Raw genomic sequence first — 25412 nt, 5'->3', positions numbered from 1 at the left:
ACTGTGATAAGTATCGTGATAGGTGGATTCGCTCCCTTTATCCAGACTTTACAAAGAATAATTGTTGTTGACCAAACCCCGTAAATCAGGTTCCAGCTTTTTCACCAGTTCCAACATATAATGCTTGCGATTGGCATTGGGAATAGGTTCTCCATCTTTTTGATTGAATTTCACCAAATCGATATAAGCAAAGCCGTCTCCTTTCTTAGCCTCGTCGAACCTATCACCATGTGGCTTAAAAAATTGCAGATGCGCCAATTCTTCATCAGTCGTAAATAAGCAGGGCGCAAAATAAACCGGAACGATCAGTAATCTGCGTCCGGCCTTGAGTTGCCGAATCGCCGCGCCGAATTCTTTTTCCTGGATATACTTTGAATTCATGAACTCCTGACTGACCAGCAACACCATTACATTGCAGTTTGCGACTTTGTCTTGCAGGAATTTGTCCCAATCTGCCCCGCTAGGAATTTCATAGTCGTCAAATATCTCTATGTCAAGGCCAGGAAGTTTGGCGTATTGTCTAAAATCCTCTTTGAAGATTGGAAAGTAGTCGCGCTGTGCGTGGGAATAAGAAATAAAAATTCTCAGGCCTATCTGGTGAGTCTCAGGCTTTTGTACACCGGACTTGTAAAATATCTCATCTATCGGCACGTCCTCACCGCTTTTATCGCATTGTGAAGTCGGTTTGTGTTTCTCAATGCGTTTTTGCAAAGTCTCGTATTCATGGAAGTATGGAATTTCGGCTCGCACGCATTCCTCGCATGGACATGGCACCAGTTTTTCCACTTGCAGATTATCATATTTAGCGTCGCGGTTGATGTCGTCCATATTACGTATGACTTCGTTCAACATCTCCGCCCTTTTGTCTCCGATGGCGCGTAGCTCAATTGTATTTTCGCTATAAACCTCTCTGGCAAATACCCGTCCCTTACCATCGGGTAACATGAAAATCACCGCATCGCACCACACCCGTTGCCCGAGTTCAGGGTCGGCTTCGATGCGCGCATGCAAACGGCAAATCAGACGGGTCAGAATACCTTTAGGCATAAATTTATATTTGTACTGCACCGGCGTAGCATCGGGCTCGTTCCAGCCGTAAGTGCGGCTTTCACTGGGCAGGCGCTGCGGTAGGATATACATGTGCCCGCCGCCTTCGATCCGATAACATAGCTCAAATTCTTCCATCATACGCACCAACAGCCCATGCATACCTCGGTACTCTTCGCCGTCCCAAATGCCCAATGTGTCTTTTTCGGCAAACTTTCCGCGCTTGTCTTCGATCCACGGATGCAGCAGCAGCGCGAATAAAGCATCGATGATCCATTTCGGGCGTAAAAATACAAATCCGGAAAGCATGGCATCGTCCGAGTAATACTGGCAGATACCGAAATAAGTTAATGTATTGGCATAATCGCGCATCAAGTCTTCGGACAGTTCCGGCATCAAGGAAAGATAATCCTCCCATCTCAGATAATGGGTTCCGAGATCGACTTCCGCTTCCAGTTTAACGCGCAGTTCCGTGAAAGAGACTAAATAATAGTGTTCAATATGCAGCAGGTGCGACGCCTGATGGACAATTTCCTGTCGCAATTCAGCGAACTCTAACTCCGTAGCCGCTTGCGAGAGGTCGGTACGGAATACCCGGTTATTGACGTTGCCGAAACGTTCCCGAATCGCAGCTTCTTCACGCAGCGGCTGACAATTTCCGCCATCCATATTCTGAATCAAGATAACAGGACTTTTTTTGCCGAGCATTTCTATAATGTTGAGCCAATAGGACAGATGCACGGAATCCTGTATACGCTCATTGGTCACCAGAGCATAGAGGGAATTGCCGGTTAGGAAAAACTGATGTGCGAAATGCTGGATGTCCTGCCCCCCGAAATCCCAGACATTAATACGTAAAGGCTCACCGGTCTGTGGCATTTTTTCGTCCAGGCGCGTAATTTCGATGCCTCGAGTAGTGTCGCCTGGTTCCGGCATAGGGGCATAGGGATTCTCCAGTTTACGCCGGAGGGTCGTTTTGCCCGCTTTACCCTGTCCGACTATCAGAAGTTTGGCTTCGCGTACTTTGATGGTTCCGGCTCGCCGCTGTTCTGCGAAATAACGCAAGATCGCGGCATTGCCTTGATTTACAATTGCCATTGGCGGATTAGTCATAGGACAATTGGAGACAAATATTCCTTGTGTCCACCAGAGTTCAGGGTGCATTTCAACAGGAAGCCCTTTACTGATTAATCTTTCTAACGGACTCAAATCATTAACTTGAGTCTCGGTAATATCCAGTGCATATAGATTCGCCAAACCGGAAAGGGGCCGTACATCGTTAACCGGTGTATTCGAAACTTCAAGCCGTTCAAGATTTACGAAGTCTGACAATGGCGTCAGATCGGTCACTTGCGTATTCGAAGCAAAAATCATTTGGAGATTTTTACTATCTGCTAACGGAGTTAGATCTGTTACCTGCGTATTTGAAATATCGAGCCATAAGAGATTCTTAAAACCCGACAGTGGAGTTAAATCGGTCACTGGGGTATTCGGAATGTAAAGAGTCCTAAGAGTTTTCAGACTCGATAACGGCGATAGATCACTAAATGCCATCGGTTCAAAAAAACGGTCGCTCAGACAGAGCCACCTCAGATTTACTAAACGGGAAAATGGACTGGATTCAGGATTCGATTGGCAATAAGTTACCGGGGCAAGCCGAACTATATTATTGTCAGGGCCGGAGTTGTTTGAGATTAATGTCTTATTGTCATTTACTGTCCATGCTCTCGCCAACAACAATCCCTCAAGCCAAACCAGTTCGCCGATCTCTTCAGGAACTTCGGTCAACCCGCAATTGCCGAGATCGAGAAAAGGATTTCTGGTCTTTTTGTTTTCGGCGATCAGCTTAAGGGCGAGTTCGGACATGGCGTTATCCTGGTAGCTAAACTAAGCCGTTATCATAGCGTTTTTTCCAGGAGTCTGACGCGGGCATTTACGGAATTTTGTTTGCATGGACGACAGGAGGCAGCACTTCTCCCCGGAATTTTCTGTTAAACTCTGCTGTCTTAAATTTGTTTTTTCCTTTCCCAGATCAAAATCGAGCGGACTTTTCTTTAGTGGCTTACCCAAAAGAAGTCTATGCGGCGGATTTTGAAAAAACCTGAACAAAGTCACAGGAGATCTCCTAATGAATAACAAAAAATTGGTTTTCCTGCTGGCGGCCCTTGTCGCCGCCCCTCTCGCGCAGGCCGAACGCCCGGCCAATATCGTCGACGGCAAAAAATATCATCATGTCGTCGTCATCTGGCTGAAGCAGCACGGCGATCCGGAAGCGCGGCGGAAATACATCGAAGGCAGCAAGCGGCTATCCAGGCTGCCGGGCGTTTTGAGTTACGATATCGGCCCTGTCGCCGACATCAAACGCGACAAGCCGAGCGCCTCGGTCGACGACAGCTTCGACGTCGCCGTTTCCGCGACCTTCGACAGCAAGGAGTCACTGGAAAATTATTCGAAACATCCTGAGCACGGCAAGGTGATTCAGGAGGTCTTGAAGCCTCTAGTCGACAGATACAAGGTTTACGATTTTACCGAGTGAGCCCCCGACCGACCGGATTGAGTTTCTGCTGTCCCCTGACGCCGTAGAGCGGGCCGATAAAACACGCTCGGCAAAAAAAGATACTCGCCGTTTCCCGGCGGCCATTTTCCGGATACTTTCTCGGCCCGGGCATCGCCCTTACCCATCTTTTACGAGGATTCGCCATGATGAAAACACCCGCTTATGCCGCCGCCGATGCGGCCTCCCCGCTGGCGCCTTTTACCATCGACCGCCGCGAGCCCGGCCCGCACGACGTCGTCATCGACATTCTGTATTGCGGCGTCTGCCATTCCGACATTCACCAGGCCCGGGACGAATGGGGCACTTCCATTTTTCCGATGGTGCCGGGCCATGAAATCATCGGGCTCGTGCAGCAGGTAGGAAAGAAGGTCGACCACTGGGAAGTCGGCGACACCGTGGGCGTCGGCTGTTTCGTCGATTCCTGCCGGGAATGCGAAGCCTGCCGCGACGGGGAAGAGCAATTTTGCGAGAAAGGCGCCAGCTTTACCTACAACAGCCGCGAGCGCGACGGCGTGACGCCGACCTACGGCGGTTATTCAACGCGCATCGTCGTCGATGAGTCCTATGTGTTGAAAATTCCCGACAGTCTGCCTCTGGACCGGGCTGCGCCGCTTTTGTGCGCCGGCATCACCACGTATTCGCCGCTTCGGCAATTCGGCGTCCGGGCGGGCGACCCCATCGCCGTGGTCGGTCTTGGCGGACTGGGGCACATGGCAGTCAAGCTGGCAAAGGGCATGGGCGCGCACGTCACGGTACTGAGCCACTCGCCCGAAAAAAAGAACGATGCGCTCAAATTGGGCGCCGACGATTTTATCGTCACCCGCGATCCGGAGGTTTTCGTCGCCAACGCCGGACGCTTCAGCTTTATTCTCGATACGGTATCGGCCCAACACGATTACAATGCGTACTTGAATTTGCTGCGCCGGGACGGCACTCTGGTTCTGGTCGGAGTGCCCGAACCTTCGCCGCTGGCGGCCTGGCCCTTGATCTCCGGTCGCCGCCGCATTGCCGGCTCCTTGATCGGCGGCATTCGGGAAACCCAGGAAATGCTGGATTTTTGCGCCGAGCACGGCATCGCCGCGGACGTCGAAGTGATACCGATACAACGCATCAACGAAGCCTTCGAGCGCACGCTAAAAAGCGACGTGCGCTACCGGTTCGTCATCGATATGGCCAGCCTCAAGTAAAGATTTCTTTTCCGAAGCAATGGACGTCTGCCGGTATGGGCTTTTATCGAAAAATTTTAGTTCCGCTGATTTTTCGGAAATAGCCGGCGGAACAAAACCGGCAGACGTCTCGCCATTGCTCGAACGCGGTCATCCGGCCCGGCTTTTCTCCTCTAATTCCCGCTTCAGGATGATGAAAAGCTTGTCGGTAATAATTTCGTTCTTATTCAGCTTGCTCAAGACTTCCATTTGCAAGGCATGAAGGGAGACTTCGGCGGCATCCCGGTTTAACCGGTTTAAAATGATGGCGTTTTTCTTCAGCAAGGAGGCCATTCTACGTTCGGTATTGGCCTGAAGATCGCGGTAGAGTTTCAGAATTTTTTCCAATGCCCTCAGATCGTCAAATACCGCGCTTTGGTCGGAATGACCGAGCGCGGCCAATTCTTCAATCACTAACGAAGTCAATCGATTTAAAGTCCGATAGTAATGATACAGCTCTTCGGGATTAAAGACATGGTCGCGCCAGAACGCCAGCCGGCTGAACAAAAGCACAAAGCGTTCCATGCCGTCGATGGGAAAATGTTCGCCGGCCGAATGGACCTGCCTCTGGCCACGCTCGATGCGCTCCGTTTGTATGCTCAACATGTTGAAAATCTTTTTGTATGTTTTTTCGTTGATTTCGCCTCGCTGAAAAATTTCTTTTAACTCCCCTTTTTCAAGACCCAGGGCATAAATCCGCAACAGGTTTTCGACCAGCTCACCCGAATCGCCGACGGTTTCCCTGCATTTGATCCAGGCGCTCTGATGAAGCGTCCGGTAATGCCGCTGAAGCAAATTGAATTGCTGTTGAGTCAACTGTTTCTTATCGAACAGGTCGTCGATTGTTCGCAGCGATTCTTCATACATCTGAGCCTTGCTCTTGTAATATCCGACCTCTTCCTCGGGGGTCAACACATCGATTTCAAGAGCGTGCATGACGCGACCGATGGTGGTCGCTTTAATCAAGAGAGTGAAATAAATGCTGCCGATGGTTAGGGCCGCGACAAATTGCTTGAGGCTGAAATCGAAGGTCCAGCCCGGCAGGGTAAGATCGCCGGGTATCAATAAAACCATGATGACCGCCAGAGCGCCGCGCAGACTGCCCCAGGCCAGCAAGTGCATCCAACTGGCAGGAATCGTTTCTTCCTTGCCGGTTTTATTAAGAAACCAGAGCGGCAGATAAACGGCAATTGCCCGCCCGGCTGCGGTCACCGCTATGGCCAGCAGGATATACCAAATGGCGACGTCGAGCTTGATGGACAAGCCCACGAACAGCAAACCCATCAGAATGAATACCAAAGAATTGGCGATAAAAGCAAAATAACCCCAGAACTTTTCCATGTACTCTTCCACTTGGGGCGACATTTTGTACCGGCCGTAATTCCCGATCACCATCGATGAGGTTAGGGTGGCGATAATCGAAGACAGCCGAATTTCCTGGCCAAGGATGACCAGATGCTCCGAGATGACTTCCGTCAGCACAAAAGTCAAATGGGCGACGAGCAAGGTCAAGGTAATCTCGAGATGTTCGTTGCCTTTGGCCATTTCGATCAGCTTGGCAAACACGAACCCCATCATCAAGCCAAAAACGATGCCTCCCAGCAGCATCGTAAAAAACGATGCGAGCGCGGCTGCGATCGAGTCGGCTCCATGGTACCCGTGCTGTACCAGATCCAGCACGACGAGAAACGCGGCAAAGCCGGTCGAGTCGTTGAACAAGCTCTCGCCCTCGAAAATAAGCGTCAATCGGCGCGGCGCTCCGTATTCTTTAAATAAAGCCAACACCGCCACAGGATCGGTCGAAGAAATAATCGCGCCGAACAAGAGCAACGCCAGCATCGGCACTTCCAGCCCGACCCATTTGAACAGGTAATAACCCGCGACCCCGATGAATGATGTCGATATCAGCAGGCCGACGACCGCCAACAAGCCGATGGAGTAGATATTTTCGGTGACGTTGCGGATATTCATGTTGTAGGCGGACTCAAAAATCAGAATCGGCAAAAACACAAAAAACAACAGCTCCGGCGTTAATTTGAAGCTGGTAATGAAGGAGAAAAATTCGACATGCGAAAGCGGCACCAGCAGGGAGCCGGCAATCACCAACAAGACGGTATAGGGAAGCCCTACTTTTTTCGAAATAATGAAAACCGCCAGCGAAACGAGCATTAAGCTGAATAGCGATAAAAATACATCTAAGTGCATAGTATTCGTTATCCTTGAATTGTTACTAAGTTCAGGCTATGACTTGGCTATTAACCGTTTTCAAGTTTCAGGAGACACTGTGTTGTCAGTAAATCCTTTTACTCTTTTTCTGACGGATTCAAATCAAATCTGCAGTCAGTAAAGTTTCAGTTTTCCGAAGCGGACGTTCTGTTCCGCGCGCAGAATTGTTGGATAGTTGAGTAAAATACTTCTTAATTATAAGATCTTTATGAAGCTATAAAATGAAATTGACTAAAGATATTTCGTTGGCTTGATCGCCTATCGAACCAGGCGGGCGGGCGCCAATCGGACAGATCCAGCTTTCTCGGGATGGGATGCCGTGCTTCCCGTCGGGACTTTTACACACTACCGCCTTCTTCCCCTTTGTCGTCGTCCGCGTTGGCCATATCCGAAATCTCTTTCAATCGGCAAATGGCTTTGTAGTTGATGCTGTTTTCCGGATAATTGCCGGCGCTGTCCTCCGTACCTGCGAGTTGACCGGTCAGCAGCTCCAGCGTTTCGTCCACCGAGGATACCGCGTAGATTGAAAAAAGCCCTTTCTCAACCGCATCGATGACTTCCTGCTTCAGCATTAGATTGCGTTTATTGGCGGCCGGAATGATCACGCCGTGCTCGCCGCTCAGTCCTCTCGCGTAGCAAAGACGGAAAAAACCCTCGATTTTTTCATTAATGCCGCCGACCGCCTGCACCTCGCCGTATTGATTGATCGAGCCGGTCAGCGCGAACGATTGTTTGATCGGCGTTCGGGTCAGCGCGGAAATCAGACAGCAAAGTTCCGCCAGGGAAGCGCTGTCGCCGTCGATGTATCCGTAGGACTGCTCGATCGCGATACTGGCCGAGATGGCCAGAGGAAATTGCTGGGCGTAGGTATGGCCAAGATAGCCGGTCAGGATCAGAACGCCTTTGGAGTGGAAAGCCTGACCGAGTTCCGCTTCGCGTTCGATATCGACGATGCCCCTGGAACCCGGATAAACGGTCGCGGTAATCCGGGCCGGCGCGCCGAAGCTGGAGTTGCCGACTTCGAGCACGGTCAGTCCGTTGATTTTTCCCGTGGCCTCGCCTTCCGTATCGATCAGTACGGTGCCGTCCATGATTTCTTCCAGAAGAATCTCGGAAAGCCTGCCGTTACGGTGCTCCCGTGCCCGAAGCGCCTGTTCGATATGGCTGCGGTCGATCTGCTCGCCGCTCGCCTGTTTGCAGAACAGATTGGCTTCGCCGATGATGTCGAGCGAATCGTTGACATGCGCGGAAAAATGGTGCTGATTTTCCGAGAGCCTGCAACTGTGTTCGATCAAGGCTTCAATGGCGCCCTGGGTCAGCGGCCGGGCTCCGGAATCTCTCGCCTGCCGGCTCATCAGCATGGCGAATTGATGCATCGTGGCGTTGGTGCGCGGAATATGGTCGTCGAAATCCGCCAGAATCCGGAAAATTTCGTTGAATTCGCTGTCCTGCTCCTGAATCAGATAGTAAATCTCCTGCGATCCGACCAGGATTACCTTGACGTTCAAAGGGATCACTTCCGGCTTCAGGGTAACGGTATTGATGCTTAGATCGGAGTAAGGCGATTCGATTTCGATGCGGCCCGATTTCAACGCGCGCTTGAGCCCTTGCCAGACAAAGGGATAAGTCAATAATTTTTCGGCATCGAGAATCAAATAGCCGCCGTTGGCCCGGTGCAGGGATCCCGAGCAGATACGCCGGTAATTGGTGACCAGGGTGCCCTGCTCGCTGACGTATTCGATGCGTCCGAACAGGTTTTGGTAGGTCGGATGAGATTCGAAAATGACCGGCGCGCCATTTTCCAGCTTGTTGTCGACCAACACGTTGGGCATGTAAAGTTCCGTCAGCACCTGACGCTTGGCGGTATTTTCCCCGGCTTCCAGGGGCCTTCCGGGCATCAGGTAATCGGCGATCGTATTGGCCAGATTTTTTTTGATTTCCTCCAGAAACGTGATGACGTCGTCGATGTTCTGATATTTATCGTTCAACTCCAGGAACAGAGGTTCTATCGCCTGGCTGATCGTTTCGTTGTCGAGCTGCTTGATTCTTTCCGCCATGGCCCGGCGCCATTGAGGCAATTCCAGCAGGACTTCGCTCAAATAATCTTCCAGTTCCTCGACCTGCTTGTGGAACACTTCACGCTCCGCCGGCGGCAATTGCGCGAACTGATCTTCATCCAGGGTCTTGCTGTCGCGGATGGGAGCAAAGGTAATCTGTTCGCCCTCTCGGAACAGAGCGATATGATAGGAAAGCGCCTTTTTATCGACCAGATCGATCGCGCTGTTGTAGCGCTGATTGAAATAGCGCTCGATCGAAGTCTTTTTTTGCTGATAGGTAGGACTTTCGAACGCGGATGGAAACGTCGCCAGAATATTGTCGATCAGCTTCTCGATGTCCTTGCTTAAAATCTGCCCGTGTTCCGGCGGCAGCTCGACCGCTACCGGTTCCCTGGGGTTTTCGAAATTATCGACATAAGCGTAGGAAGAAGGCGCCGGCAGCGTTTGCGCCAGGGCATCGAGATGATGGGTAATCATCGATAGCCGCCCCAGTCCGGGCTCGCCCATCACGTAAATGTTGTAACCGGGATTGGGCATGGCCACGCCGAACTCCAGCGCCGATTGCGCACGGGGCTGTCCCAGGATGCCGTCCGGTACTCTGGGCACATCCTGCAGATCAAAACCGGACAAATCGACGTTCAATTTCAAAGATTCAACCGGCAGTTTTAATGTTTTTGACATGGCAGGGCAAGACGTCGTCGTAATTATGCAAACCTGTTATTTTATCATCTTTAGTGAAATTGCTAACAACCTCTGAACTCAATCCACTGAATTCGCAAGGCCGAAGAAAATTCAACCATGATTGCCGCTTGTCATTTGCTTGTCATAAAGCGGCTATATAATTTTTCTTAACAAAACCGAGGAAATACTGATGGCACTTGACTGGATTAAACAAAAAGCGCAGGGGCGCTTATTCAGCGATGATTTTGACTTTATCGAGGCTCATACCGGCTTCGACCTGGCCTTAAGCCCCGAAATTATCGGTTTTCTGATCGAACAATCCTCTTCGGAGAAGCGGATCGGCTGCGACAATCGCCCGGATAAAGCATTTTCGCTTCTGGATGAGCACGAATTAGCAATCGGCTAATCGCTTCGGCGAAGGCGGCTGCATAGCCATGCAGCTCATTTTGAAATAATTCGACTCCATAACGGGAGAAATTTTCAAAGGCTGCCGATGACTCCGTAATAAAACCGCGAACTCTTCTTTACCTATCCCGCTTAAAACACTTCCTAATTAAGCCATAAAAAACCCATTCTCCGCCATTTTCATAAGATCAGCCGAATCGCGAACCATGAATTAGAATATGTCGGCCAAAGCCATCATCAGGCTTAAACCGAGCATTCAACGGGGAACTGATAAAAGAAAATTCAACCACAAAAAATTTGCAATTTCTAAAGTTGTCTTTATAATAGGCAATCTTTGTTGGGTCGTTAGCTCAGTCGGTAGAGCATCGCACTTTTAATGCGGTTGTCATTGGTTCGAATCCAATACGACCCACCAACAATTCAAGCACTTAGCCTTGTTTCAACTTCTTCCTCATTTAAGAACGTAGCTATTTCGTAGCCGTTCTTTTCGGTTCATCGGTCATGCTCATTGCATACTGAGACAGATGCTCACCGCTTAAATGAGCGTAACGCCTGACCATTTCCACCGACTCCCACCCGCCCGTTTCGGATAGCGACGCAATGCACTGTTGACGGTGTTGCCGATATCGAAGCAGCACCTGTTGCTGCTCAAATAGCCTTCGTCGCGCCAGCGGCAATAGCGCTGCATCTGATCGTCGGCATTAAAGCCCTGGCATGCCAGCAGGCTGGTCGCCAGGCACAAAGCCATCGAAATATCATGGGTCCATTCTCCGGGTTGAAGCCGGAACGGTCCGCCGCCGACCATGTCGGTAATCTGCGTAAAACTGCCTTTCGGTTTGAATTCCAGCGTGGTCCCGACTGCGTCCCCCACGGCCAGTCCCACCAGACAACCGCGAAAACGATCCAAAGTTTCCATGTTCAATTTCTACCCCATCAAAAATCAGGATTACAGCATAGATCCGCCACGATTCAACGTTTCGTGATACAAATCAATAGGTGAGTTTCAGTTTTTCGAACGCAGCAATAACCGCATGATCATTGGGATGATTGAGCACGGTCAATAATTGCAACTTAGGCACCAGCATGACCGCCTGCGACTCCCAATGCATTTCAGTCGGCAAGCCGCCAACACGACGTGCGAGATAATATCGGGTCAGAGTAGTAGTTCGCTCAAAATCGCCGATATACGCGGTGATTTGGACTTGCAGTCCGGCTTCCTCATAGGCTTCCTTAATTGCGGTGGCCTGCGGCGTCATTCCGGGCTCCAAACGGCCTTTCGGAAAAGTTGCTTTGTAGCCGCCAAACGCATTCGTTGGCGCCACCAGCCAGAACCGCCCATCCGGTTCGACAATCACCACACCGGCTGCCAGTTTCTTACCGTGTTTAGATGTGAAGGGAGGTTCGTCAAGTTGGCTTTGGCTTTTGACATGCTCCCACTCGGCCACAGATTCGGGCACGTCTTGCCAAGGCTCAAAACGAATATCATTCAGGGAATTTGGTGCCTCGCCATTCGGTAGCATCACGGCATAACGGTTCGGATCTTCAAAGGCCGACATCGGAGTAGCGGGAGTAGGGTGAGCAATAATTATCTTTTCGCCTTTATCATTGAGTCTGGGATGGAAAGCGCCAGAAGCACCAAACAATTTACTTTGATCTTTCATTCTGTCTCCTGGATACAGAGTTTTATATAGACCTCTTGAAGGAGGTCGGTGACATCATTGAAATAAGGTATCGCCTGTTCAGATAAATTATCTCTATCTCACCTTCGATTAATTGGAAAAGTACTTTCTCAGTTTTAATCATCTCTTTAGCCCAGTCATTGTCAATTTGAAAAATTCTACTCTGCCTTCCATACATCGCTAAAATTCAGCTTAACATAAAGGATAACGCGCTAATTCTGTAAAAAGATTTTGAATGCCTATTTTAAATAAAACCAAAGAAGGCACTATAAGGCTCAACCACATTGTCTTAATGAGCAAAAATCAGTACAGTAGCGGCCTCGCTCAAAAGGAAATTGCAATAATTACAGATATTGCCGCGGCATGCCGGGGATGAACCGACATTCATTTCCGAAAGCGCCACTGTGCGATAAACACCCAAAAATCTCATAACTTGATGACCGCCAACGCCTTTCACAACATTACCAAAATCGAAGACAATCTCTGGGAAGCCGCCGACCAACTCCGAGCCAATTCCAAACTCACTTCCAGCGAATACTGCATGCCGGTGCTGGGCGTGATCTTTTTGCGCCATGCCAGCAATCGCTATGAAGCAGCGCTGCGTCAGATCGAAGCCGACAAGGCGGCGGGGAAGATAGCGGATCGGCTGCTGGTAAAAGCCGATTTCATCAAACGCCGGGCGCTGATGCTACCGGAACAGTCGCGCTACGATTATCTGCTGAAGCTGCCTTCCGGCGTGTCGTTAAGCGAAGCCCTGGTCGAGGCGATGAACGCGATCGAAGACGATTTCGAACCGCTGGCCGGCCAGTTGCCGAAAGACTACCACATTTTCGACGACACCCTGCTGGAAGACCTGCTGCGGATATTCGACAGCGAGGCGCTGCGCACCGCTTCCGGCGATGTATTCGGGCGGATTTACGAGTACTTCCTGATGAAATTCGCCATTCAGGGCGCTCAGGATAACGGCGAGTTTTTCACGCCACCCGTTCTGGTGCAAACCCTCGTCAACGTCATCGAACCCGATCACGGCGTCGTGTTCGACCCGGCCTGCGGCTCCGGCGGCATGTTCGTGCAGTCCAGCCACTTCATCGAACATGAAGGCTTGGACACGATGCAGCGCGTGACTTTCTACGGCCAGGAAAAAACCGCCACCACGATACGGCTGGCCAAGATGAACCTGGCCGTGCACGGTCTGGAAGGCGACATCCGCGAAGCCAATTCCTTTTACGACGATCTGCACCGGCTACAGGACGGCCGTCCGTTATGGGGCAACTGCGACTTCGTAATGGCCAATCCACCGTTCAATGTCGATATGGTCGATGCCGACCGCATCAAGAGCGACCGCCGTTTGCCGTTCGGCTTGCCGGGCATCAGCAAAGGCAAAGGCAAAAAGGGCGAGATCGATCCGAAGAAAAACAAGGCCACGGTCTCGAACGGCAATTATTTGTGGATCTCCTACTTTCACAGCTATTTAAACGACAAAGGCCGCGCCGGGTTCGTCATGTCCTCGCAAGCCAGCAGCGCCGGCCACGGCGAGGCGGAAGTCCGCCGCAAACTGGTCGAAACCGGCGATGTCGACGTGATGATCGCGATCCGCTCCAATTTCTTCTATACCCGCACCGTGCCCTGCGAACTCTGGCATTTCGACAAAAATAAACCCCCTCTCCCTCTGGGAGAGGGCTGGGGTGAGGGTGTTGCGCTCAATCATCGCGGCAATGTCCTGATGCTCGACGCCCGCAACATCTACCGCAAGGTGACCCGCAAGATTTACGACTTCAGCCCGGAACAGCTCGCCAACCTCACCGCGATCGTCTGGCTGTATCGGGGACAGAATCACCGCTTTCTGGGGCTGGTGCAGGACTATCTGGGCAAACTCTGCGAGGAAGCCGCCGCGATCCCCGGCGAACTGGACCGCTTCGAAAACGGACTGAATGAACTACGGGATCAAATTGGAAGCTTCGTCGAGAGCCTGAAAGATCTGGAAGCTGTCACCACCGAACAAAAGTCGGCGCTGATTGATGCCATCGCCGAACTGAAAGCCGCCGAAACCGCCTACCGCAATGACCGAGGCAGCCTGCTCGACGGCTTGGCCAATTTTCGCCGTGATTACCAGGAGGCATTGCCGACCGAAAATCCGACCCAACACACTGCCCGCGAAGCCTTCAATCCGTTGGCGGAAAAAGCCAAAGGCATGGTCAAGCAGATCGATCTGCTGTACAAGCTGGTCGCCCGCTGTACGCAACTGCCGCATGAACTGGCCGCCATCGAAGAAGCATCGGAATTTTACGACCGTCGCCAGGCCGGCAAACGCTTGAAGCAACTGGACGAAGAACGGAAAGAGGCCGTGGAACAGTTGAAACTGGCGGCCTATTTCCATCGCCAGATCGTCTGGCTGCAGGAGCGTTTTCCGGAGGCGCAGATGCGCGCCGTGCCGGGGCTGTGCAAGGTGGTCAGCCGCGCCGAGATCGAAGCCGCCGACTGGAGCCTGACGCCGGGCCGTTATGTCGGCGTCGCGCCGCCGGAAGTCGACGAGGATTTCGATTTCGAGCAGGCATTGCGTGATATTCATATCGAACTGGCCGACTTGAATAGGGAAGCTTTCGATCTGGCGGCAAAGATTCAGGAGAACTTTGAGGAACTTGGCGTATGAGTTGGCAACCGCGACGACTCGATCAACTGGGTTATGTTTCTCGCGGCCGTTCGCGCCATCGGCCGCGCGATGCCGCACATTTGTACGGAGGTTCATATCCCTTCATTCAAACAGGCGATGTTAAACACGCCGGCCTTTACATCACAAGCTGTGGACAAACTTATAGCGAAGCTGGCCTGGAACAAAGCAAGTTGTGGCCGGTGGGTACACTTTGCATCACCATTGCAGCGAATATTGCCGATACCGCTATCCTAGGTATAGAGGCTTGCTTTCCTGATAGTGTCATCGGTTTTATAGCTGATCCTGAAAAAGCCGATCCCCGGTTCATAAAGTATCTCTTTGACGCCGAAGTTCAGAAACGTTTTAAGCAATTCACCCAAGGAGCAGCCCAGGATAATCTGAGCCAGGAAAAGCTCCTTTCTCTGGAATTCAAAATCCCCATTGGCGTTGACGAGCAAAAACGAATAGCTGACTTGTTATCCGCTTACGATGGTTTGATCGAAAACAACCGGCGGAGGATGGCACTGCTGGAGGAATCGGCACGGCTGCTGTACCGCGAATGGTTCGTCCGCCTGCGCTTCCCCGGCTATGAACACACTCGCATGATTGATGGTGTGCCGGAAGGTTGGGACCGAAAGACTGTTGGTAGTTTAGGTAAAATTATCACTGGAAAAACACCATCTACCAAAGATTTAGATAATTTCGGTTCTTTTGTACCTTTTATAAAAACCCCAGATATGCATACATCTTCGATTGTATTGTTTACAGAAGAGTACTTGTCTGAAAAAGGCGCAAATTCACAGAGGCATAAAACATTGCCTCTAAATTCAATTTTAGTTGCGTGCATTGGCGCAAAATTAGGTGTTGTCTCGCTTAATGGTTTAGAAAGTCAGACAAATCAACAAATTAACGCTGTTGTACCTACAAAAGAAAGCTTTACCTATTACTCATATTTTACTTTGAAAGAATTTAGACAAAAATTGTTGGCAATTGGAGGAGGAGCAACGATGCCAAATGTGAATAAAAGTAAATTTGAGTCAATGCCAGTTATTATTCCGGCAGAACATTTGCTCAGTAGTTTTCATGAAACGGTTAAGCAAAACTTCGAGCAAATTAAGACACTTATATTAATGAATAAGAAGCTCGAAACTGCGCGAGATTTATTACTGCCGCGCCTGATGAGCGGGGAAATCGCCGCATGAGCCTGGAAAATCAGACCACCGATTGCAAATCGTTGCACACGATCATGACCCGCTATACCGATTCATCGAGCACGGATATCAATCGGCGGATCGGAGCAGAAATCTCCGCCAGAACCGTTAAGCGCGCACTGGATGAGATGATTGAAAAAGGAAAAGTGACGTTTACTGGAAACGGCCGTTGGCGAAAATATCGGCCTGCTGAAGGTAATTCGTAAAAGACAAATGCCCGGTAGTTTTTAGAAAAATTTTGGCGTTGTCTTCTACATTTTGTATAACACCATGAATTATAAGAAAAACAATAGAGGACAAAAGAAGAATTTGTCTTTTATCTTTAACCCTATTGTCCTCTTTAAAGCCAAGCCGTTCTGAAAAAACAATAAGGCACTCAGAAATTAGGAAGCGCCCATGGCCTACACCGACATCAACAACGAAGACCGTTTGGTTCAACAAACCTTTGCCGAACACCTGGAAAACAATCTTGGCTGGGACAGCGTTTATGCCTGGAATCAGGAAACCTTCGGTGCCCTCGGAACGCTGGGACGCAACAACGAACGCGAAATGGTGCTGGTACGGGATTTACGGGCCGCATTAATCAAGCTGAACCCGCAACTGCCGGACAAAGCGATAGACGAAGCGATCGCCAAACTGACCCACCACGATTTTTCCCGCTCGCTGCTGCAACATAATCACACATTCTACAAGCTGATTCGGGACGGCGTGCCGGTCAGTTACCGCGACCTGAAAGGCCAGCTGCGCCACGCGCAAGCGGCGGTGATCGATTTCACGGAACCTTTGAGCGCCAACAACCGTTTTCTGGTGGTGCGGGAGCTTAAAATCACCGGTCTCCGGTCGCCACATTACAACCGCCGCGCCGATCTGGTGTGTTTCGTCAACGGCCTGCCGCTGGTGATTTTCGAACTGAAGGCGGTTTACAAGAATATCCGCGCCGGCTTCGACGGCAATTTGCGCGACTATCTGGACGAGAACGTCATTGCCCATGCCTTTCATCACAATGCGTTCCTGGTGGTCAGCAACGGCGACAAAGCCCGCTATGGCTCGATCACCAGCGAATGGGAACACTTCGGCGAATGGAAGCGGCTGGATGAAAACGACCAAGGCAGCCTCGACGCCGAGGTGTTGTTGAACGGGATGCTGGCAAAAGACCGGTTATTGGACTTGGTCGAAAACTTTATCCTCTTCGATGCCAGCAAACCGGGCGCAGTCCGTAAAGTGGTCGCCCGGAATCATCAGGTGCTTGGGGTGAATCGGGCCGTAGCAGCGGCGAAACGGCAGGAAGACTTAAAAAATTTGTTTCCGCCTGAAGAACGCTTGAAGCATCGACTGGTTGAACTGCCGTCCCCGGACAAAGCGACTTCAAATCAAAAATCACTTCAACTTAAAGCGGCGGAACCTGCCGTCCAGCCTTACGTAAAGTCAAAAAAACAAACCCTGCAAATCATCGAGCGAGCGCATCCCGACTTGGGGCGGCTCGGTGTGGTCTGGCATACCCAGGGCAGCGGTAAGTCCTATTCGATGGCGTTTTTTGCCGAAAAGGTGCGTCGTACCCTCCCCGGCAATTTTACCTTCGTGCTGATGACCGACCGCAACGATCTGGACAGCCAGATTTACAAGACTTTCGTCGGCTGCGGCATTGCCGACGACAATACGCCGAGAGCGGCTTCTGGCAGGGACCTTGAGGCGTTGCTGAAGCAGAATCATCGCTATGTGTTCAGCCTGATCCATAAATTCAATCAGGATGTGAATCCAGCACAGCCCTACAGTGAGCGCGATGACATCATCGTGATTTCCGACGAGGCGCACAGGACCCAGGCCGGCAAGCTGGCGCGCAACATGCGCCTGGCATTGCCGAATGCGGCGTTTATCGGCTTTACCGGCACGCCGTTGTTCAAGCACGATGAGCTGACCAAGCGCATCTTCGGCGATTATGTGTCGCGTTATGACTTCAAGCGCAGCGAGGAAGACGGCGCCACGGTCAAGCTGGTCTATGAAAACCGGGGCGAGAAGCTGCAATTAGCCAAGCTGGATTTGAACGACAAAATCGCCGCAGCAATCGAAAAAGCCGAACTCAATCCCGATCAGGAAGCGCTGTTGGAAAAATTGCTCGGCAAGGATTACGAGGTCATTACCGCCGATGACCGCTTGTTGAAAATCGCTAACGATTTCGTCGAACATAGCACGACACGCTGGGAAGCCGGCAAGGCAATGCTGGTGTGCATCGATAAAATCACCTGTGCGCGGATGCTGCAATTGATCGAGCCGCTATGGCAAGCCAAAGCCGTTGCGGTACGTGCCGAGGCCGAGGCCAAGCTAGCCAAAATCAACGCAGCCAGCGACGAGGTGACACGCCAGCAACTCCATGCGCAACGCGACCGCTTGTTGGCCAAGGCCAAATGGATCGAGCAGACCCTGATCGAAATCATTATCAGCGAAGCGCAGAACGAAGTTGCCGATTTCAAGAAGTGGGATTTCGACATCATCCCGCATCGGAAGTGCATGAAACTGGGTTTTGAAACGCCGGACGGCAAGCGGGTGGATGTGGAGTCGGCCTTCAAAGATCCGGGACATCCTTTCCGCGTGGCCATCGTCTGCGCGATGTGGCTGACCGGCTTTGACGTGGAATCGCTGTCGACGCTGTATATCGATAAACCGATGAAAGCGCATACCCTGATGCAAGCCATTGCCCGCGCCAACCGCCGCTATCCCGGCAAGGATTTCGGGTTGATCGTCGATTACAACGGGATGCTGAAAGCCTTGCGGGAAGCGCTGGCGCAATATGCTCTGGGAGATGAGGGTAATAGCGAGCAAGATATTATCGCGCCTATCGAAGAACGTCTGGCGGCACTACAGGAAGCGATCGAAGTGACCGAGGCGCATTTGCTAAGCCTTGGCTTTGACCCTTCGCATTTGTTGGGCAGTCAAGGTTTTGCCCGGATAGCCTTGCTGAAGGATGCGGTCGAATCGATTTATGCAGGAGCTCACGCTGAAAAATCCGAAATCGAAACTGGCAAAAACGCAAGCACAGGCGGCAAAGAATCCAAACGACGCTTTGAAATATTGGCCAGAGTGGTATTCAGCCGTTTCAAGGCATTGCTGACGGAACCTTCGGTAGTTACTTATGCGGAACGGCATGACAATATCGAAGCCATCTATAAGAAACTGTTGGAGCGACGCGATACGGCGGACGTAACCTCCTTGCTCAAGGAGTTGCACCGGATCGTGAATGAGGCTATTCAGGCCGAAACCGCCGGTGAGGATCATACCGAAAGCAAACAATACGACCTGAGCCAGATCGACTTGGAAAAACTGCGTGACGAGTTCGCCAAGAAAGTAAAAAGAAAAGCGACAGCATTACAGGACATTTTCGAGATTCTTGAGCAAAAGCTTGCCCAGATGCTCGCCAAGAATCCGCTGCGCATCGATTATTATAAAAAATACCAGGAGATTATCGCCGACTACAACCGGGATAAGGATCGCATCACCATCGAGGAAACGTTTGTCCAGGTCATGGAGTTAATTCAGAACCTGGATCAAGAGCAGCAGCGCACGGTTGAAGAAGGTTTGAGCGAAGAACAGCTAGCCATTTTCGACCTGATCCGACGCGGAGACCTGTCAAAAACGGAGCGGGAGAAGGTCAAAGAAGTCAGCCGCGAATTGCTGGCCGACATTTTGCACCTGCTGGGACCACTCGATCAATGGACCGAAAAAGAGCAAACCCAGGCGGAAGTCAAAACCTTCATTCTTGATCATATCTATCAAACGCTTCCTGAACCGCCATACTCATCTGACGACAAGGACCACATTGCGGAACTTGTCTTCCAGCATGTGTGGCAACAAAGCGTGAGAGGCGGATTTCCTAATATTCAAGATTAAAACACTAATTTTAGAAATTCTGGTCAGGGGTGTATAACATCTCTTTCTCTTCAGGAGCATCCTTAATGTGGCTATTCACTAATAATTCATTTTTATCCATTGTCGACAAGGGCGATCCCAGCGGTAAAACCTTGTTGGTTCGTGCCCGCTGCGCGGGAGACATCGAACGACTTTTTCCTGAAGCAAAGATCCAGGTTGGCGGCGGTACCGATTATCGCTATCGAGCCCGGATTGACCGTGAAGAGGTGGCTACAGTCATGGCTGACTCGATCCGTAACATTGATTACCGTAATTTCAAATCGACAGTCTCAGATCCGGACCGCCATGAGGCATATATGGATGTTTGGTCAGCCATGTACGCTTTTCAGAGTATCGCTAAATGATGACCTGGCGGCAGGTGACGTGTTTGATCGTGGGCACAGAATACCGAACCATCGGGCGAAATTCTTTGAGGCAAGCTTGAATTATGATTTAATTTCACTTGATTATTCGTCCAAGAAAGCCACTGACGAATGGTGTCCGACGACTTCGGCCCGGCACGACGATGCTCCCGACGCTGCTTGCCCCAACCGATGGCATCGGCTTGTGTCGGCCAAGTCCCGACCGCTGCACGCGTCAAGGAGAACCGGAATGCAGTATCTATTTGAAGATTGCGTGCTCGACCCTGAACGTCGGGAACTCATGCGCGCATCCGAAGCCATTGCCGTCGGGCCGCAAGTTTTCGATCTGTTGCTCTATCTGGTGCAGAATCGCGAGCACGTCGTCAGCAAGGACGCCCTCCTGAAAACGGTGTGGAAGGGGCGGATCGTCTCCGAATCGACCCTCGCCAGCCACGTTAATTCGGCGCGCAAGGCGATCGGCGACAGCGGCCAGGAACAGCGGCTGCTTCGAACGGTGGCCCGCAAGGGATTCCGGTTCATCGGCAAGGTCAGGGAGATACCGACGCCGATCGGCTTCGGGTCCTTCACGGCCACCCCATCGGACGTAGCCGATGCAGAGGCTCTGGCCTTTCCCGACCGTCCCTCCATCGCCGTTCTGCCCTTCACGAACCTGAGCGGAGACCCCAAACAAGATTATTTCGCCGATGGCGTGGTGGAAGACATCATTACAGCGTTGTCGCGCAATCGCTGGCTGTTCGTCATCGCACGCAACTCGAGCTTCACCTACAAGGGCCAGGCGGTGGACGTGAAGCAGGTGGGCCGCGACTTGGGCGTGCGCTACGTGTTGGAGGGCAGCCTGCGGAAATCGGCGAAACGGGTGCGCATCACGGAACAGCTCATCGACGCGACGACTTCGGGGCACATCTGGGCAGACCGTTTCGAGGGCAACCTCGACGATATCTTCGAGCTGCAGGATCAGATCACCGAAAGGGTCGTCGGCACGCTCGCGCCTCAACTGGAGCAGGCGGAAATCGAACGCGCAAAGCGGAAACCCACCGAAAGTCTCGACGCCTACGATTACTATCTTCGCGGAACGGGGAACTTACATCAGGGAACCCGAGAAGCCATCGACGAGGCTCTGTCGTTGTTCATCAAGGCAATTGAGCGCGATCCGGATTTCGCGTCGGCCCACGCGATGGCGGCGTGGTGCCATCTCTGGCGCAAGGCCAACGGCTGGATGACCCATCACCTGCAGGACATTACCGACGGCGTTCGATTGGCGCAGCGGGCGGTCGAATTGGGCAGGGACGATGCCGTCGCTCTTTCCAGAAGCGGTTCCGTGCTCGGCCACTTTTCCGGCGATCTGGATGGCGGCATCGCCCTGATTGACAGAGCCCTCGTGCTCAATCCGAACCTCGCTGCCGCATGGTTCCTCGGCGGCTTCCTGAGGGTCTGGCACGGCGATCCCGACATCGCCGTAGAGCATTTCACGCGCGCCATGCGTCTGAGTCCTCTCGACCCGGAGATGTATCGGATGCAGGCCGGAATGGCGATAGCGCATCTGTTCGCCGGGCGCTTCGACACGGCGTCGTCATGGGCGGAGAAAGCATTCAGGAATTTGCCAAGTTTCCTGATGGTCGTCAGTATCATCGCAGCAAGCCATGCGCTTGCCGGCCGAGAAGACGAAGCGAGCCGAGTGATGAACCATTTGCGCCGGCTCGATCCCACGCTCCGCATCTCCAATCTCAGGAACTGGCTCCCGATCCGCCGACCGGCCGATCTTGCCACGTTTTCCGAAGGTCTGCGAAAGGCAGGGCTGCCGGAATGACGGCGGCACGTGCAATCTGCGAACCGGCTTCGCCCCGCTCAATCCAGCGCAGGCACTTACGCCGTTACCTGCACCGCCTGACCGTTCGCCTGCAGTTTCACCTCGATGTTGCCGCGCGTCGCCTTGGAGTAAGGGCAGATGGTATGCGCCTTGGCGACGAGCGCTTCGGCCTGCGCCTGGGAGATGCCTTGCAGCTCGGCGTTCAAGGTCACGTCCAGGAAAAAGCCGCTCTCGTCCTGATTCAGGTTCACCGTCGCGGTGACCTTGACGTTGCCGGGCTTCAGCACAATCTTCGCGAGGCCTGCGGCTGCCCCGATCGCGCCGCCGAAGCAGGCCGAGTAGCCGGCCCCGAACAACTGTTCCGGGTTGGTGCCGGGGCCGTTTGAACCGGGCGGGGAAAGGTCGAGGTTGATCTTGCCGTCCGGGCTGGTGGCTTTGCCCGCCCGTGGCCGGTCGTCAGGCTGTTCCGGGAAGCCATGGAGCGCAACCTTCGCCCTGACCCGGTCCCCGACGCGATCTGGGCTCTGCCGGACAAGAGCTCATCAGAATAAACCACAATATAACGGATAAAATTTCCGAATGCGGATTATCATTGCTCGCCGCAGGTTTCGAGAACGACGGCAGGATGACCAAGGACTACCGGGTGAACCGCATCGTAACGCCTCACTCGTGCGCCATGAGCATGGCCCCTGTCGTCCGAAGGCAAGGCCGCCTGATGGCAAAGGAAGTCTTCCCGCTGCACGATATCCTGCATTCTGACCGGTGCCCGCTCATCCACGAGGCAAGAGCCGGTACGACCCGACCGGCATTCCGGTTACCTGAGTTTGGCGGGCACAACCTGGCTCCTGCGACGGCCGTCTTGCGCAATCTCGCCCGATTGTCTCCGCCGCTACGACTCAGCCCCGGATTAATCACGAAACGAATTGCCGACTTGTTAATGGCGATAGTTCAAAATGAGAAAAATACAAGCTCATTGCCAAATTTATTTTCACTTTATGCACAATTAATCGTAGAAATTACTCACGGTCAGAATTTATTGGCCATTTTTAAAGTTATTTTATAATTCATTGATTTTAAATAGTTTTTATTTGAATAAAAATCGTACAATTTAACTCAAACTTAACAATTACAGGGCCTGGGAAGACTTATCTCGAACTTCTCCACAGGGTTATCCACAGTTATTGTGAATAACTATCCTGTATCGATGTTTTACCCATTTTCTCGCCAAGTTCTGGCCTTCTCTCTATCACTCAAACTAAATTCTGCATTCTTTCAATTTTTGCATAAAACATACGCTTTTCTCGCCGAGCCGAACTCCATCAAACAGACCCTAGTATTTAAAATGATTCTTGACAACCGGATTAAAAAGAGTAATAAGGTATTTCCACCTGAGAACTTAGGGGACCGCACCATGACGGAAAATACCAAAGAACCTCCCGACTATCGCTTTTGCGATCTCGTGATGAAAGGGGGCATCACCAGCGGCATCGTCTACCCCAAAGCGATCACCCGCTTATCTCATCACTACCATTTCAAGAACATCGGCGGCACTTCCGCCGGCGCCATCGCAGCCGCGGTTACGGCCGCCGCCGAGTTCCGCCGCAGGGAGAACGGTTCGCGTCAGGGCTTCGACCTATTGGACAAGCTTCCCGAGGAACTCCAGGCAAGATTGCCCGACACCGGCCGCAGCCGGCTGCTGAGTCTGTTCCAGCCTCAGAGATCGACGCGGCGCCTGTTCTCCGTACTGGTCAACTCACTGAATCGCAAAGGCACCTACCGGCGCATTCTCGCGATTCTGAGCGGTTTCTTGTTCGCCTATTGGCCGGCCACACTGGCGAGCGTGGCCGCGGCATTGGCCGTCGGCCTCTTTGGTTCCGGCTGGATCACGGCCGCACTTCTGCTGGTGGTTCTGCTGGCCGTTGCGATCGGCGTCTGGGTCTATCTCGATATCACCCGCAATACGGTGAGCAACGGTTTCGGATTGTGCAACGGCATGTCGGAAAAGGATGTGAAACAAGAAGCGCTGACGCCCTGGCTGCACTCGCTGATCCAGAACGCCGCCGGGCTCCCGCACGACAAGCCGCTGACTTTCGGCCTGCTTTGGGACGTGAAGGGAATTCCTGAGGAGTGGATAAAACAATCCAAAAGCACGGTTCGTTCCATCGATTTGCAGATGTTCTCGACCAATCTGGCCCATGGGCGTCCTTACCTATTTCCCTTCGCGGTTGCCAAGGACGAGCATACGCGGTTCCCGGATCCCGACCGGCTTTTTTTCAAACCGGAGGAACTGGAACCTTATCTGCCGGATGAGGTGCTGGACTGGATGGAAAAACACGCCGGGAAAGGCAAGATCGATGAAAGTCAGAAAAAAACCGATCCTTATTTGCTAGCGGCTGAACAAAGAGGGCTTAAGGAGATTCCGGAGCCGAGAAATTTTCCGGTATTGCTGGCAGCCCGCATGAGCCTCAGTTTTCCGTTCCTGCTCTCCGCCGTGCCGATGTGGGCGATCGATAATTACGAAGTTCCTGCGGAGGAAATCGATTTTCGCCGCTGCTGGTTCTCGGACGGCGGCATCAGCTCGAATTTTCCCATTCATCTGTTCGACGGATTACTGCCGCTTTGGCCGACATTCGGCATCAATCTGGAACCGAAAATCGATGATCGAGACGATCCGTTCTATCTACCCCAGGACTACAGTAAGGGCTATGGAGAACGCTGGAATCTCTTCGACGACAAAACGCCCTCGGCCGCCAGGTTCGGCGGATTCCTGTCGGCGATCCTTTCGACCATGCAAAACTGGAACGACAACACGCTGTCGAGAATGCCGGGCGTACGCGACCGGATTGTACGGCTGAGACTCAACGACAACGAAGGCGGTCTCAATCTGGACATGGAACAGGCCATTATCGAGCGTATCGTTGCGCGGGGCGAAGACGCGGCCGGCGCACTCATATCCTACTATCTCACGGCCCGTACCGACGGCGCCCAAGCCAAAGGCTGGGACGATCAACGGTTCATCCGCTTGTGCACCCTGCTGAAAATGCTCGAAGCGCGAAGTCCCGGAATCCTGCGCGCCATGAGTCCCGGCTGGCCTTATGCGACCGACTTTGACCGGCTTATCGCCAATGCCGTGCGGCCCGATGGCAACGACAACTCCGATCAGGCTCTTCCTCCCGGCTTCGAAGAGCCGCTTACAGAAAAGCAGGCCGAAGCGCTTCGGAAAGCAATGGACGCCTTGAAGCAATTGATGGAAACCCTCGGCACATCGGAAGCACAAAGCGCTTTTAAAGCGATTCCGGAACCGGAACTGCGGGTAAGGCCGCCGCTTTAAGAGGCCGGACAATTCGGCGAATACTGTGCAAAAGGATAACCGCCGGGCTTCGGTTATCCCCAAAAATTGTGGATAACCCTGTCATTAAATTGTCGTAATAGCTTCCAACCCCCTGCCCTTTCTGGAGTTTAATCAAATTGATTCGAAACTGAACCGGCCGTTCTCCGCACAATACTCGTCAGTTGGCAGACGGCCGGCGCGGGCCGTTTAAAGCCCTCATGTCGTTTCCGACCGGCCTGCGAAAATTTGAAATAGTGATTGGATCTTCCGGTT

At 52.2% G+C, this 25412-nt stretch carries 16 protein-coding genes, 1 tRNA gene and 1 pseudogene; 12 read left to right on the top strand and 6 right to left on the bottom strand.

Translation table 11 applies throughout. The features are described from left to right. Nucleotides 1-48: 48 nt before the first annotated feature. Entirely contained in the window at nt 49-2913 is a 2865-nt protein-coding gene (locus A3OW_RS0119665; RefSeq protein WP_083918254.1) for a COR domain-containing protein, read from the bottom strand. 262 nt (nt 2914-3175) lie between these two features. On the opposite strand from A3OW_RS0119665, the gene A3OW_RS0119660 reads away from it, so the two are divergent. Together A3OW_RS0119660 and A3OW_RS0119655 are read left to right on the top strand one after the other, a co-directional pair. Continuing rightward, nucleotides 3176-3583, top strand: a complete 408-nt coding sequence (locus tag A3OW_RS0119660) for a Dabb family protein (RefSeq protein WP_020565172.1) — start codon at nt 3176-3178, stop codon at nt 3581-3583. A gap of 164 nt (nt 3584-3747) precedes the next feature. Beyond that, complete coding sequence (locus tag A3OW_RS0119655; protein ID WP_020565171.1) at nt 3748-4791, top strand: NAD(P)-dependent alcohol dehydrogenase; 1044 nt, start codon at nt 3748-3750, stop codon at nt 4789-4791. 129 nt (nt 4792-4920) lie between these two features. Here A3OW_RS0119655 and A3OW_RS0119650 read toward each other — a convergent pair whose 3' ends face one another. Both A3OW_RS0119650 and A3OW_RS0119645 read right to left on the bottom strand, forming a co-directional pair. Next, nucleotides 4921-7014 carry a cation:proton antiporter gene (locus tag A3OW_RS0119650; RefSeq protein WP_020565170.1) on the bottom strand — a complete coding sequence of 698 codons (2094 nt, stop codon included), beginning with the start codon at nt 7012-7014 and terminating at the stop codon, nt 4921-4923. 359 nt (nt 7015-7373) lie between these two features. Then, nucleotides 7374-9773, bottom strand: a complete 2400-nt coding sequence (locus tag A3OW_RS0119645) for a Lon protease family protein (RefSeq protein WP_020565169.1) — start codon at nt 9771-9773, stop codon at nt 7374-7376. A gap of 190 nt (nt 9774-9963) precedes the next feature. Here A3OW_RS0119645 and A3OW_RS0119640 point away from each other — a divergent pair, with 190 nt between their 5' ends. Continuing rightward, on the top strand, nt 9964-10179 hold the full coding sequence (locus A3OW_RS0119640) for a hypothetical protein (protein WP_020565168.1): 216 nt from the start codon (nt 9964-9966) through the stop codon (nt 10177-10179). A 338-nt stretch (nt 10180-10517) separates the two neighbouring features. Further along, nucleotides 10518-10593, top strand: a tRNA-Lys gene (locus A3OW_RS0119635). Nucleotides 10594-10713: 120 nt separating this feature from the next. Here the strand turns inward: A3OW_RS0119635 and A3OW_RS25505 are convergent. Both A3OW_RS25505 and A3OW_RS0119625 read right to left on the bottom strand, forming a co-directional pair. Continuing rightward, nucleotides 10714-11094 (bottom strand): ADP-ribosylglycohydrolase family protein, encoded by a 381-nt coding sequence (locus A3OW_RS25505; protein ID WP_020565167.1) that lies wholly within the window; start codon nt 11092-11094, stop codon nt 10714-10716. A 73-nt stretch (nt 11095-11167) separates the two neighbouring features. Beyond that, entirely contained in the window at nt 11168-11839 is a 672-nt protein-coding gene (locus A3OW_RS0119625) for an NUDIX hydrolase (RefSeq protein ID WP_051091834.1), read from the bottom strand. 454 nt (nt 11840-12293) lie between these two features. Here A3OW_RS0119625 and A3OW_RS0119615 point away from each other — a divergent pair, with 454 nt between their 5' ends. The 6 genes from A3OW_RS0119615 (at nt 12294) to A3OW_RS0119590 (ending at nt 21808) form a co-directional block, all read left to right on the top strand. After that, nucleotides 12294-14507: a type I restriction-modification system subunit M gene (locus tag A3OW_RS0119615; RefSeq protein ID WP_020565164.1), complete on the top strand. Its 2214-nt coding sequence runs from the start codon at nt 12294-12296 to the stop codon at nt 14505-14507. Continuing rightward, nucleotides 14504-15709 (top strand): restriction endonuclease subunit S, encoded by a 1206-nt coding sequence (locus tag A3OW_RS0119610; RefSeq protein WP_020565163.1) that lies wholly within the window; start codon nt 14504-14506, stop codon nt 15707-15709. Before A3OW_RS0119615 ends, A3OW_RS0119610 begins: the two co-directional genes overlap by 4 nt. Continuing rightward, nucleotides 15706-15924 (top strand): hypothetical protein, encoded by a 219-nt coding sequence (locus A3OW_RS0119605; protein ID WP_020565162.1) that lies wholly within the window; start codon nt 15706-15708, stop codon nt 15922-15924. The genes A3OW_RS0119610 and A3OW_RS0119605 overlap by 4 nt, the downstream gene beginning before the upstream one ends. Nucleotides 15925-16114: 190 nt before the next feature. Next, on the top strand, nt 16115-19600 hold the full coding sequence (locus A3OW_RS0119600; RefSeq protein ID WP_020565161.1) for a type I restriction endonuclease subunit R: 3486 nt from the start codon (nt 16115-16117) through the stop codon (nt 19598-19600). A 65-nt stretch (nt 19601-19665) separates the two neighbouring features. Further along, nucleotides 19666-19983 (top strand): hypothetical protein, encoded by a 318-nt coding sequence (locus A3OW_RS0119595; RefSeq protein ID WP_020565160.1) that lies wholly within the window; start codon nt 19666-19668, stop codon nt 19981-19983. 247 nt (nt 19984-20230) lie between these two features. Next, nucleotides 20231-21808 carry a winged helix-turn-helix domain-containing tetratricopeptide repeat protein gene (locus tag A3OW_RS0119590; protein ID WP_020565159.1) on the top strand — a complete coding sequence of 526 codons (1578 nt, stop codon included), beginning with the start codon at nt 20231-20233 and terminating at the stop codon, nt 21806-21808. A 56-nt stretch (nt 21809-21864) separates the two neighbouring features. Here the strand turns inward: A3OW_RS0119590 and A3OW_RS25500 are convergent. After that, nucleotides 21865-22242 (bottom strand): annotated as a pseudogene (locus A3OW_RS25500) (Ohr family peroxiredoxin); the annotation flags it as partial. Between the two features lie 191 nt (nt 22243-22433). Here A3OW_RS25500 and A3OW_RS0119580 point away from each other — a divergent pair. Together A3OW_RS0119580 and A3OW_RS0119575 are read left to right on the top strand one after the other, a co-directional pair. Further along, complete coding sequence (locus A3OW_RS0119580) at nt 22434-22871, top strand: hypothetical protein (RefSeq protein WP_157385941.1); 438 nt, start codon at nt 22434-22436, stop codon at nt 22869-22871. 348 nt (nt 22872-23219) lie between these two features. Beyond that, nucleotides 23220-25139 (top strand): patatin-like phospholipase family protein, encoded by a 1920-nt coding sequence (locus tag A3OW_RS0119575; RefSeq protein ID WP_020565156.1) that lies wholly within the window; start codon nt 23220-23222, stop codon nt 25137-25139. The last annotated feature ends 273 nt before the right edge of the window (nt 25140-25412 follow it).

The sequence above is a fragment of the Methylosarcina fibrata AML-C10 genome (assembly GCF_000372865.1).
In the GTDB taxonomy this organism is placed as follows: Bacteria; Pseudomonadota; Gammaproteobacteria; order Methylococcales; family Methylomonadaceae; genus Methylosarcina; species Methylosarcina fibrata.
This window is presented reverse-complemented; position numbering and strand designations above follow the sequence as displayed.